Here is an 11,537-nt window from a genome sequence, read left to right on the forward strand (position 1 = left end):
CGCCCGAACAGCCGGGAGTAATTTTTACGCGAGCCCTAACGGCCCCGCCCCGGTTGTCTTGCATCGAATCGTCTACGGCGTGCCCGATCTCCCCGGCATCGACATTCAACTCGCTGACCTGCTGACCCGTGCCTTCGCCAAAGCTCCGGGCGCTCGGCCCAGCGCACAACAACTCGTCGAGAACCTCGTCCGCGTTCAGGGCTCAGCGGCAGCCGCCGCGGTCACGCGCCTCCTCGCCTCCGCATGGGACCCCACCGTGGAGCTTCGACCCGAGAGCGAACCGGAGATCATCGGCGGAACCTCTCGCCGTGCGCGGTGGCCCTGGGCTGCTGGCGCGGTCGCCGTAGCCGTGGCGGGGATCGTCTTTGCCATCGCGGGCCACGGACCGATCATGCCGCAGGCTCCGCAGATTGCAGTGCACGCTCAGGCTACCCCGACGGCTCCCTCTGCCTCGCCTGTTGTCGCAGCCCTTAACGCGTCTGCTGCCTCGTCAACCACTGCGAACACGGCTTCTGGCCCACCGGACCCTGTCGCTTTCCTGCACTGGTACTGGGAGGCTGTCGACCGACACGACTGGGAGACCGTCTACAACGCCCAAGGCGTCGATCGACAAACGAAGACAAGCCAGGCCCAAATCGCCCGGGATTATCGCACGACCCGCCTGCTCGACGCTGCCGTTCTCGCGACACCCACCGCGCTCAACACCGTGCGAACTTCTTTCGCGGTGCCGGTCCAATTCGTCAGTACCCAGGACGCCGCCGACGGCCCGGACGGTCAGACTTGCACCGTCTGGAACCAGGACATCATCCTGGACCGGTTGGACGGTCGCCTACACATCGCCGGTACCCACAACAGCGACTCAAGCCGCGGCCAGTACGCCCCTTGCCCGTCCGGATACACCACCGAACAACAGCGACTGCTCGTGCCCGACAATCTCCTTCCTCTCCAGGGATTCTGGTTCGGGCACGATCGTTCGATGGCTGTTATTGGAACAACAGGTTTCCTGGACTACCGCACCTTCGTCTGGTGCAACCAAAACCCGTACGGCTATCCCTGCGACCAAGTCATCAGCGACAAGATCCTTAACGGTGGACACTCGACCATTTCTTTCAGAAACGTACACACGACTAACGGCATATACGCCGGAGATGTCACCATCCTGACTAGCGGCGACTCTCAGTCCTCGGCCGGCGGCACCTTCAAAATCGTGAACCACGTCATGACAGCCAGCATTGATTCAGACATCACTTACTGTCAGACAGGTGCTCCCACAGTCGCCTGCGGCGCATAGGGATGGAGGTCCGGGGCAGTTGCCACACCCCTGTATGTCAAGCGCTTAACCTAGCCGTCTTGCGTAGCAACGGCGACCGTCGGATTAGGGAATTATGAGCTGCCGTATACTTTACCCGTCAATGTCCGCTGGCGTTCGTCCGTGCAGGTCGCAGCCTTGATCCTTTCCGTGGACGTACACCAACGTCCGTAGTCATCAGCAGGCTTGGCTGCCAGTCCGGCTGCCGCCAAGTCTCAACGCGTCGGTCGTCGCGTCACTATCACTACGGTTACGCAGTGTGCACGACGGCCGGGAGACCACGTGAGGAACGTCGGGTTATGGAACATCGCGACCTGCTCGCCTCAGCAGCGGAACCCGCCCGCCGTGGCATCGTTCGGCAAAAGGCATATGATCCGGGTCGCAACGGTGGCGTTCCAAAGAAAGGCCTTATATGGCGATACCAGACTTCCAGTCGATGATGCGGCCATGTCTTGCCGCCCATGCTGACGGCGAACTTCACAGCACTGCTGAGCTTCGCGAAAAGCTGGCTGAAATAATGGGGATAACTGAGGAAGACAAACGCATCATGATCCCGAGCGGTTCTCAGCCTGCTTTCAACAATAAGGATTCGTAATGAAATAACAAATGCATCCTCTGGAGCATCTTCGCAGGTCGCAGGCCTGCAGAAGGCTCAAAATGAACAAGTTATTTCATTACGAATTCTAAGCTTGCATGGAGCGTCACTCATCTAAAGCAGGCTGGGCTACTCGTGCGCCCCAGCCGTGGGATAACCCAGATTACCGATCGTGGACGCAAGATCCTGGCAGAGCATCCGGTCCGCGTTGACATGGGTGTACTCCTTCAATTCCCAGAGTATGTCACTTTTCGAACTCGTACTAACGAGCGAAAGGGTAAGATCGTCGCCGTTCCGGCTGAGCCGAGTGCAATCGAAGCAGAGGATCTTTCGCCGATCGAAGCAATTTCGGAAGCAATTGCTACAGTGCATTCGGCACTTGAAGGCGACCTCCTTTCCAAAATCATTGAGCAGCCTCCCGTCTTTCTCGAACGTCTTGTTCTCCGCCTACTGACGAGGATGGGATATGGAGGGCTGGCGGGAGACGGAATACACCTCGGCGGACCCCATGACGCCGGCTTGGACGGTCTGATTCGACTCGACACACTCGGACTCGATGTTGTCTACGTCCAGGCAAAGCGCTATACCGATCAGGCGGTTGGGCGTCCAGAAATTCAAGCATTCGTTGGCGCCTTGCACGGGGCTCAAGCTAGCCGCGGCGTCTTTATCACAACTAACCGTTTCACACAGGATGCTCGTACGTACGCTGATCGAGTCAACGCTCGATTGGTATTAATTGATGGCCAGCAGTTAGCTCGCCTCATGATCGAATATGATTGTGGTGTCGTAACTCAAGAATCCTTCACACTGAAGCAGTTGGACGAGAACTTCTTCGGAGAACCCTAGCCATCAGGTGCCCGAACTCCATTCCTCTCTTGCGGCTGCCGTGGCTCTCACGGTCAAAAGGGTAGGGCCAGGTAGGGCTATCTGGGTCCTGGCCGCATGTGCTACGGGGCGACCATGTGATCCGTAGGCTTCGGAACTCCGTCCACGGACGTCCATCAGCGTCCGTCGGTGCAGGTCAAGGGCTCCGAGACGTCCACCGACGTCTATGGACGTCCAGCCCCGTTGCAGTACAAAGGCAGTACGGCACTCGCGACAGTCTTGCTTGCAGCGTGTGCAAGAAGCCAGGTTCAGAATGTCCACCTGTCTGGCGCCCTCGGGTATCGCACAAGGCCGGTGGCAATCAAAGCGTGCTGCCCCCACTCACTCCGCCAGCGCCTCCGAGGAACCTTTCTCGATCGCACGATTCCATTGCTGGATTACCGCGTCACCATCAACTACCCTTTGCAGACCCGCTTCCAGTTTTCGGAAATGCGGGCGCAGGTCTTTGCTCATTTTCGCGGGAGTCGCAAAAGAAGAGACAAATTGCGAAAGTGACTCTCTATTCGCTTCTGAAGAGTGCGATAGGATTCGGATATTCTCGACGAGTTCTGAAATCTGAGCCTTCTCTTCAGTGTCAAGTTGAGGGCTGAATGAGTAGTCGATCAAAGTTCTAATTGCTGGATCTATCGTCATGAGCAGAGAAGAGTATTCGTCGCCCAGTCGCACGGCGTCTTCCGTAGACTCGTCCAGTCTTACGGCGAGTGAGCGGAACACACTAATGCGTCCCGCGAATCCTTTTCCCGAGGAGTCGTTCTTTTTAATTTCGTCCGTGGCCTCTTGGACGGCCAGGCCAACTCTCTGTATTACAACCGCAAACTTTTGCAAATTATCAAGCCATCGGGGGATCGCAGCTTCACCCTCAGCGAGAAGATCCATCACACCAGGTGAACTGTCGTCGTCCGACGGAACAGAATAGTCGGTAATCGGGAGCTGGCGCGTGTCAAGCTCGGTCGCTCGGCTGTACAAGGTTCGCGCAAGCTCGGCCAACGCTTTGCGGCGTGCTCCATCTGACGGATTAAGCCAACGCAGCTCCGTCCAGTCGGCATATTGAGTCCCCGCTATCAGGGATTTTAACTCATCAGCGCTGTCTTCCAATAGATCGTCTACCTCGACGTATAGGATCGGAAGAAGTAGCTGAGAGATGTCAACCTTAGAGATGCTTAGCTGCTTTAGCTTGCCATGAAATTCTATCAGTTCGCGGCGACATTCTGGCCGCTCAAAATAGGTAGGCGTTATTACAGGGATGAAGAATGTGGTAGCCGAAAGGGCTTTATTGACGCGGTCGCGCCAGATGTCCCCCCATCTAAGATTCTGATCGTCGAACATATTCAGTTTCCCGGCACTCACAAGCGCGTATTGCTTCCTGATGCCTTCGGCAAGTGCAAGTATATTTCCGTCTTCATTCTCGTTGTCGGCATGGGCATAGCTGAAGAATCCTGCGGGCTCTGCGACTGGCATTCTGGACCTGTTTCAATGGGGGTTCGACTCAACTTGTGTGCTGCCCGACGCGTACTTTCGGTTAGAGCTCCTCCGGGTTCTCTGCCCGCCACCGTATGTCGGATATTAGGTCCCTCAGATCCTCGGTCACTGCCTTCAGATCCGCGGGGAAGAGCATTTCAATGCCGTGGACTAGATAGTTCCTTATTCTGGCCAAACGCTCTAGGTCAGAGAGAATTCGATCATCGAAAATTGGGAGCCTTCGAGCCAGACCGATTACACCTGTGCGACGAGATAGAGGAGTATCCTGGGAGAGGGTGCGCAGGAGATTTTCGAGTTCGATCCAGCTGGTGACGAATTTCCCTATCAGGGCATGCGAATCATCCGCAGGTTGCGACCCATAGGCGGCCCGCTCCTCCGCCTGAATATTGAGGTATTCCTGATATCGACCGGTGTCCTCCTCTAGTAGGGCGTCGATAATTTGCTCGGCGAGGGGGCGCCGCTCGACGTCTCCGTGCAGGGTGCGGATATAGGGTGCCAGCAACTCAGGCGTATCGATCTTGAGTTTGACCAAGAGCGCAAATAGGTGGTCGACTCGCCCTAGGCCAGTGTCCCCTATAGGGCCATCGCTCAGGGAATCCACCTGGCTTATCAGATGTGCTGCCAATTCATAGTGGTTCGCGAACCTTCTACCGCTCTCAGCAACTCGTGTCTCGCCTGCGCGCTGAAGCTGTTCGAGGGCGATTTCGCCAGCGATAACCAGGCCATTGAGCTGGTCGAGGATGGCGTACTCGGCGTCTGACAGCTCACCTTCGAACGGCTTGTACACCAGGTCGTGCTCTACCTCTGCCCACGCATGCATCAGCACGGAGGCGACTTGAATCTCAAGCCTGGCGGCCGAATAGCGCGCCTCCGTGTCAGCTAGCTCGTGGTCCCGTAGCAACGCGCGATAGTGAACGGCAGAGTAGCCAGAGAATCGCTTTTGCCGTGACGTAGCTTCAGGCGGTCTGGGAAATTCCTTTTTCGGTTCAAGTAGCCGAAATAGGCGGTCTACAATCTTGTCGACCTGGTCGCGCTCTCCAGGAAAGTAGAGCGCCACACGAATTCCCGCCAAGTCGACAATATCCTCGAAGATTTCATCGACGTTCGCGTACGATTTTGTTTCGTTTCGCTGGCGGCACTTGACCTCAAGTCGGGATGGACTCTTGGCGCGAGAGGTAACTATTGACCGGATGCCCGCAGTTCGCAGGTTGACCTCCAACCTGTTTGCTGCAAGCCTCGCAGCCTGGTCGTAGAATTCATATTCGCGCTTGTATCGGGCGAGGAAGTCTTCGATTAGCCCCATGTGAGCCACCCCACCTTCCCCGAGAGGTGTAACAGCGGCAAGGCGCGCGAACAGGCCGTCGCCGTGCGATTCGGAGCAGGCTACACCTGCGAAGTTGAGAGAGGTGACCGAGGGTGCGACGCGCCGGCGAGCACGGCCGCCAAGGCCGCGCGCAGCCGGTTGCGGGGCGCGGCCTGCGCCGCGTCTTGATCTCAAAACAGACTAATTCGGCAGTCAGACGCGTTCGAACGCTCGGCTTGGCTGACGTCAGGTCGACCGGTCCGTACCGTCGTGTGAGTGAATGTAGCGGCTGCCGAGCGGTTGGCGAGCGAACTGTTGATGCCGTTGGGTGACCGGTGGCTGCATGTGCAGGCTGTGGCAGCTCAGGCCCGGGAGGTTGCGGCATCCGTCGACCCGGTCGAACGGGATCTTCTGGTCACTGCGGCATGGCTGCATGACATCGGCTATGCGCCGTCGCTGGCACGGCTGCGGTTCCATCCGGTGGACGGCGCCCGGTATCTGTCGCAACGACCGGACACCACACACCGGCTGTGCGCCCTGGTGGCCCACCATTCCTGCGCGTGGATCGAAGCCGAGGAACGCGGCCTGTCCGAGGAACTGGCCCCGTGGGAGCTGGAGGACTCCCCCGTGATGGACGCACTGGTCCTGGCGGACATGACGACCGGCCCGAAAGGGCAGCGGTTCACCTTTCCCGAACGGGTCACGGAGATTTTTTCCCGCTACGGGGAGGGATCGGTGGTGCAACGGTCGATCGCCCGTGCCCGCCCGCTGCTGGCAGCATCCATCGATCGGACGGTGGCCCGGTTGGCGGCGACCGGTCAGCCGATGTAGGGCGTAGCCCGCCCTTCCACATAGTGGTCGATCCGCAGCCGCATCGACGGGTGGATGTTCAGTGTGTCGAGGTCGCCGGGGGCGACGAACTGTACTTCCTTGGTCTCGCTGCTGGTCCGCAGGCTGCCGCCGAGCATCCGGGTCGTGAAGCACAAGGAGAACTGCTGGCGGACCTCGCCGTCGTCGTAGGCGAGCACGTGCCGCGGGTTGGTGTACACGCCGACCAGGCCGGTGACCTCGATGTCGATCCCGGTCTCTTCTTTGGTCTCACGGACGGCGGCGTCCGCGATCGACTCACCCAGATCCATCCCGCCCCCGGGCAGCGCCCACAGGTCGTTGTCGGTCTTGTGGACCATGAGGATGCGGCCGGCCTCATCGGTGACCACGGCGGTGACCGACGGGACGACGCTGTTCGCGGCGGGGGCGTTCGGGTCGTTGAAGTAGTCGATACGTGCCACGGATCTACCAGGCTCCTTCGGTGGTGGCCCAGACCTTCTCGAAACTGGCGGCGTAGTGCTCGAACAGGCTTCCCCCGGCGGTCTGGCGGAGGTGGAGGACCGGGGAATGCGCGGCGGGCGCGCCGTAGACGTGGGTGTTGACGAGCATGTCGCCGTCGAACCGGTAGATCGAGTTGTACAGGGTCGTGGTGTGCAGGCGGACATCGATACCGGGGACGCCCTGGAGCCCGGACAGGTAGGTGAGGGTGAGCCGGGTTCGGGCGGCGAGGTTGTCGCCGATGCCTTCTTCCGTTCCCCGTAGCGCCACCGCGTCGGATGCGGGGTCACCGAGGGTATAGCGGATCTTCACGCCGCTGTCGGCCTTGCCGCGCAGGAGCGGGACCAGGTCGGCGTGCCCGTCGGGGAGGAACAGCCCGGCGATGACGAGGATGTCGACGGTGTCGCGGGTGTTGGTGAGGAACGCCCGCCACATCTCGCCGGGAACCGCTGTCCGGTGGGGGTAGACCCGCACGATCTCCGGGACCAGGTCCGTCGGCAGGGGCTCGCCGGGCGCGGCCGACGCACTCGCTGGCTGGGTTCCGGGTCGGTCGGCCAGCCCGAGACAGGCCCGGGGGATGCCGAGTCCGTCCGCAAGACGTTCGAAGATTTCCAGGCTGGTGACCCGGCGGCGTCCGCTCTGGATCTCGCTGATGTGGGACTGCGGGATCTCGCAGGCTCCGGCAATCTGTGTCTGTGTGGCACCGGTGTACTTCCGGTAGATCGCGAGAACGGTTGCCATGTCCCGGCCGGCTATCGCCTCGGCCATGTCCGGCCGGTCCCATAAGCCGGCGGGAGCGGGCGGTACGGGACGACGTTCCGACACCATCTGCGCCTCCTGACGGCAGGTACATGACCGTCCGTTCTCTCACCGGGCACCATGAGTCTATACGGTAAGTGGATAGATCGTGTGTTTCGGCGTATACGGCCGGCGGCCTTCCGTGACACCCGGCGTACCGGCAAGGTCGTCGCCAACCGGCCCGATCCCGTGTCAAAGCGGTGTCTTCATACGAGCGGGCCGGCTCCAACCCCGAGATGGACGGGACGGTGAGGCCGATGAGAATGACCAGGGACGGCACAGCCGACAGCGGCGGGCATGAGCGTACGCCTGTGCTGTGGGGCGTGGTGCGCTTCGAGCCGGGCGAGGAACGGCGGGTCCGGGATACCACGATCACGTTTGACTCGGCCGGCGCGGCGGAGCTGTTCGCGCTCGAACAGGGCTGGGGCGACTATCAGATCACCCCGTTGCTCTTCTTCGTCGACGCTGTCGTACCGCCACCGGGAAGCCGGCTGGTGCTGGATGCGGCGCTGGCACGGTCCATGCGGCGATCGGACGACCGATGACCAGCGGTGGGCATGTACCGGTCGTACGCGACGGCGGCAACTGCACGGTCACGATCCATCCGGCGGACCGGCCGGCGGACGTGCTGCGGGCCTGGGCCGCGTTACCGGACGGGGTGGGGTTCGCGGAAGCGTTCGGCGACGTTGAGGTGACGCTCGTGTTCCGACCGGTGGGTGACCTGGTGCCGCTTCCCGGGTCGGAAGGGATGCCGTCCGCGCCGGGCTGAGCGGTGGTAGCTGGTACCGCGGTGAGGTGCAGGGGCCGGGATCCCGAAGGGCGACAACGCCCCTTGTCGGATTCTGGCCCTTTACCTGTTGGTCGTGCCGGCGGTGATGATCTCCTCGACGGCGGCGAGGCGGCGGCCGAGATCGGCAAGCTGCTGTTCGATGCGGCCGATACCGGCGAGGATCTCGTGTTCGGACGTATGGCTGGGGGTGGCCGAGACGCGCTTGCCGACCAAAACCCGGATCAGATGATCGTCGGGCCAGCCGAGAGCACGCGCGATCGCGATCAACGTCGTGTTCTGGACCCGGCGGGCGTGTGCGCCGTGCTGGATCTGGCGCAGCGTCGCCACGGACACCCCCGAGGCGTCCGCGAGGGCCTGCTGTCCGATGCGGCGCGCGGCCATACGCGCGTTGAGCGCGTCGGCGACCGCCTGCCAGTTCTCACCCTCGACCCGGCCGCGCGCGGTGTACGGCGGAACCCCGCCTTTGTTTGCCACCTGTCAAAGATAGCTGTGCAGCAAACGGGCGTCGAGATTCCACACACCGGGTGTATGGATTTCATACAGACCCCGTATACATAGATCGGATATCGCTTGGCAAGCGGTTGATGAGCGGCCCATTGTGGATGCTGTCCGGAACACGGCGAACGACCGACACCGGACCTGATCCCTACGGAGGTGGGCTGCGATGGCGGTACCGCAAAGGATTCCCGTGCGGTTCGAGGACGTGTTTCCCCACGGCGCGTATGTACTCGGCGTGGAACCGGTCAACGATTTCGACAAGGTCAAGGCGGGGGTAGCCGACCCGCAGGAACGCGACAAGATTACTGGTGTGTTGGTGTGGGCGGTGCGGGTCATGGACGCCGACCCGAACGCACGGGCCGGCTCGGCGGAAGTGAAGGTGAAGATTCCCGCGCCGGTGCAGCCGGTGCCCCCGGAGCCGGTGGCGGGCACGGCGTTGCGGCCGGTGGAGTTCGAGGGGTTGACGGTCATGCCGTGGGTGAACAGGTTCGGCCCGACCCCGAAACTGGGCCTGGCGCTGCGCGCCAAGGGCATGCGGCCGGTCGGCGCCGCGGGCCGGCGGGTCGCCGACGGTCGGGCGGCGGCATGACCGGGCACACGTCCACCGCGGGCAGCGGCGGCGAGCGGGTGACGGTCGGGTCGAGCTGGCATGTGGGCCTGCACGTCGGGTCGGACTGGTCGGTGCGCTGCCTCACCTACCCGGATGAGCGGCCGATCCTCGCACTGAACACCCCCGGCGCCCACCTGTCTCTCTCCACAGCAGATGGGATCATGACCGCTGATCATATTGATTTCGCTCACGCGTTGGTGCAGGCCGCCAACGACTATCTGATCGACTGTGAACGGCTCGTGCTGGACCGGATGGCCGGCGAGGTAAAGACCGGGTCGGTCAGAGCGGCCTGAGCCGGGTTCGGCTCGTCGCGGGGTCCGGGACGGCTGTCTGAGTTTCTTTCTTCTCCGTTCGTCCCGGACCGTTGATTCTTATTTCTTTTCGTCTGTAGGCAAGGTGGGTGTGATCTGTCATGGCCCAAATCAACGGCTCCCGGCCCTTTCCGGAAGTCCCGACCCGGCATCCCACCGTGGATGTGCCGTTGTGGATGCTGCTTGTCGGGCTGGCCGGCAAAATGCTCGTCCACCTGGTGGTGTTCCTGGCCCGGCATCCGGTGCCGGTGGGTCTGCTGCTCGCCGTGCTCGTGGTGCGGGAGCGGTTCGGCCTGACCGGGCTGAGCCTGGGCGTTGCCGGCCTGCTCCTGGTGGCCGTCGTCTGGCGGCTGATCCATCGCCGGTCATTCACCTGGCTGGCCCGCTGGCTCCGCGGCCGCTGGCGGCTGCTGGTCATCTACCGGTGGCGGTGGCGGCCGGTCATGGTCCATACCGGGCTGGCGATCCGGATGCCGACGTCGAACGCCGAGCGGGTCTCCTTCGCCGAGACGTTCCCGCGGATTCGTCAGGTGCGCTGCGATCGGTGGGCGGACCGGCTGCGGGTGGAGCTGCTCTACGGACAGACCCCCGAGCAGTGGGCGGAGCAGGCCGAAGCACTGCGCCACGCCTTCCGCGCCCGGTCGTGTCGGGTGCGTCCGGATCGGAAGGTGGGGTTCGTCTGGGTGGAGTTCACCCGCCGTGATCCCCTCGCCGACCCCGTCCCGCCCCTCGATCTGGACGGCCCGGATGCGGATGGAGACGGTGGGGATGATGACGGCTCGCCGGTGGATCTGTCGGGGCTGCCGGTGGGCCGCCGGGAAGACGGCGAGCTGTGGCGGCTGCCCGTGCGTGGCGCCCATGTCCTGATCGCCGGGGCGACTGGGGCGGGGAAGGGCTCGGTTATCTGGTCGACGATCCGCGGCCTCGGCCCGGCCGTGCGTGCGGGGCTGGTGGAGCTGTGGGTCTGTGATCCGAAAGGCGGCATGGAACTGGCATTCGGGCAGGCGATGTTCACCCGGTTCGCGACCGACACCGACAGCATCGCCGATCTCCTCGACGACGCCGTGACCGTCATGCGGAAACGCGCCGCCCGGCTGCGGGGGGTCGCCCGGCTGCACACTCCGACGGTCGGTGAACCGCTGATCGTGGTGATCGTCGATGAGATCGCCTCCCTCACCTCCTATGTCACCGACCGGGAGCTGAAGCGGCGGCTGGCGGCGTCCCTGCCGCTGCTGCTCTCCCAGGGCCGGGCACCCGGGGTGGTGGTGGTCGGGGCGGTGCAGGACCCGCGTAAAGAGGTGCTGCCGTTTCGGGATCTGTTCCCGGTCCGGGTCGCGCTGCGGATGACCGAAACCGACCAGGTCGACCTCGTCTTGGGCGATGGTGCCCGCGACCGTGGGGCACGCGCTGACGAGATCAGCGAAGACATGCCCGGGGTCGGCTACGTCCTGCTGGACGGGCAGGCCGACCCGGTCCGGGTCCGGGCCTGCTGGGTCGACGACGCCGAGATTGCCCGGATGGCGCGGCGGTATCCGGTGCCGGCAGTCGCCGAACTGATCGATGTGGTCGGTAGTGGTCCGGATGGCTGGACCCCGGACGTGGACGGACAGGCGGCATGACTGGTCCGGCGGAG

General features: G+C 62.7%; 13 protein-coding genes and 1 pseudogene. 9 read left to right on the plus strand and 5 right to left on the minus strand.

Annotated elements, in window-relative coordinates; translation table 11 throughout:
- Window positions 1-256: 256 nt before the first annotated feature.
- The 3 genes and pseudogenes from MJ797_RS18460 to MJ797_RS18470 all read left to right on the plus strand — a co-directional run bounded on the left by MJ797_RS18460 (window position 257) and on the right by MJ797_RS18470 (window position 2,750).
- The gene (locus MJ797_RS18460; protein WP_239336764.1) at window positions 257-1,291 is read left to right on the plus strand and encodes a hypothetical protein; all 1,035 of its coding nucleotides are present in this window, start codon (window positions 257-259) and stop codon (window positions 1,289-1,291) included.
- Window positions 1,292-1,748: 457 nt separating this feature from the next.
- Window positions 1,749-2,084: pseudogene (locus tag MJ797_RS18465) on the plus strand (winged helix-turn-helix domain-containing protein); the annotation flags it as partial.
- 33 nt (window positions 2,085-2,117) lie between these two features.
- Window positions 2,118-2,750 carry a restriction endonuclease gene (locus tag MJ797_RS18470; RefSeq protein WP_239336834.1) on the plus strand — a complete coding sequence of 211 codons (633 nt, stop codon included), beginning with the start codon at window positions 2,118-2,120 and terminating at the stop codon, window positions 2,748-2,750.
- A gap of 360 nt (window positions 2,751-3,110) precedes the next feature.
- Here the strand turns inward: MJ797_RS18470 and MJ797_RS18475 are convergent, their stop codons facing one another.
- Both MJ797_RS18475 and MJ797_RS18480 read right to left on the minus strand, forming a co-directional pair.
- On the minus strand, window positions 3,111-4,247 hold the full coding sequence (locus tag MJ797_RS18475; RefSeq protein ID WP_239336766.1) for a toll/interleukin-1 receptor domain-containing protein: 1,137 nt from the start codon (window positions 4,245-4,247) through the stop codon (window positions 3,111-3,113).
- A gap of 61 nt (window positions 4,248-4,308) precedes the next feature.
- Complete coding sequence (locus MJ797_RS18480; RefSeq protein WP_239336769.1) at window positions 4,309-5,571, minus strand: RelA/SpoT domain-containing protein; 1,263 nt, start codon at window positions 5,569-5,571, stop codon at window positions 4,309-4,311.
- Between the two features lie 276 nt (window positions 5,572-5,847).
- On the opposite strand from MJ797_RS18480, the gene MJ797_RS18485 reads away from it, so the two are divergent.
- On the plus strand, window positions 5,848-6,402 hold the full coding sequence (locus tag MJ797_RS18485) for an HD domain-containing protein (RefSeq protein ID WP_239336776.1): 555 nt from the start codon (window positions 5,848-5,850) through the stop codon (window positions 6,400-6,402).
- Here the strand turns inward: MJ797_RS18485 and MJ797_RS18490 are convergent.
- Window positions 6,390-6,860 (minus strand): NUDIX hydrolase, encoded by a 471-nt coding sequence (locus MJ797_RS18490; protein ID WP_239336779.1) that lies wholly within the window; start codon window positions 6,858-6,860, stop codon window positions 6,390-6,392. The two genes, MJ797_RS18485 and MJ797_RS18490, sit on opposite strands and share 13 nt — an antisense overlap.
- 4 nt (window positions 6,861-6,864) lie before the next feature.
- Window positions 6,865-7,725 carry a helix-turn-helix domain-containing protein gene (locus MJ797_RS18495; protein WP_239336782.1) on the minus strand — a complete coding sequence of 287 codons (861 nt, stop codon included), beginning with the start codon at window positions 7,723-7,725 and terminating at the stop codon, window positions 6,865-6,867.
- 227 nt (window positions 7,726-7,952) lie between these two features.
- Between MJ797_RS18495 and MJ797_RS18500 the strand changes: the two genes are divergently transcribed.
- A complete protein-coding gene (locus tag MJ797_RS18500; protein WP_239336786.1) occupies window positions 7,953-8,240 on the plus strand; it encodes a hypothetical protein in 288 nt (95 codons plus the stop codon).
- The gene (locus tag MJ797_RS18505; protein ID WP_239336788.1) at window positions 8,237-8,464 is read left to right on the plus strand and encodes a hypothetical protein; all 228 of its coding nucleotides are present in this window, start codon (window positions 8,237-8,239) and stop codon (window positions 8,462-8,464) included. The genes MJ797_RS18500 and MJ797_RS18505 overlap by 4 nt, the downstream gene beginning before the upstream one ends.
- Before the next feature lie 81 nt (window positions 8,465-8,545).
- Here MJ797_RS18505 and MJ797_RS18510 read toward each other — a convergent pair whose 3' ends face one another.
- Window positions 8,546-8,959 (minus strand): helix-turn-helix transcriptional regulator, encoded by a 414-nt coding sequence (locus MJ797_RS18510; protein ID WP_239336790.1) that lies wholly within the window; start codon window positions 8,957-8,959, stop codon window positions 8,546-8,548.
- Between the two features lie 190 nt (window positions 8,960-9,149).
- On the opposite strand from MJ797_RS18510, the gene MJ797_RS18515 reads away from it, so the two are divergent.
- From MJ797_RS18515 to MJ797_RS18525, 3 genes are all read left to right on the plus strand, one after another.
- On the plus strand, window positions 9,150-9,572 hold the full coding sequence (locus tag MJ797_RS18515; RefSeq protein WP_239336792.1) for a plasmid replication, integration and excision activator: 423 nt from the start codon (window positions 9,150-9,152) through the stop codon (window positions 9,570-9,572).
- The gene (locus MJ797_RS18520; RefSeq protein ID WP_239336794.1) at window positions 9,569-9,886 is read left to right on the plus strand and encodes a hypothetical protein; all 318 of its coding nucleotides are present in this window, start codon (window positions 9,569-9,571) and stop codon (window positions 9,884-9,886) included. Before MJ797_RS18515 ends, MJ797_RS18520 begins: the two co-directional genes overlap by 4 nt.
- 119 nt (window positions 9,887-10,005) lie before the next feature.
- Window positions 10,006-11,523, plus strand: a complete 1,518-nt coding sequence (locus MJ797_RS18525; protein WP_239336796.1) for an FtsK/SpoIIIE domain-containing protein — start codon at window positions 10,006-10,008, stop codon at window positions 11,521-11,523.
- Window positions 11,524-11,537: the final 14 nt, after the last annotated feature.

This window comes from Protofrankia sp. CiP3, from assembly GCF_917627345.1.
In the GTDB taxonomy this organism is placed as follows: Bacteria; Actinomycetota; Actinomycetes; order Frankiales; family Frankiaceae; genus Protofrankia.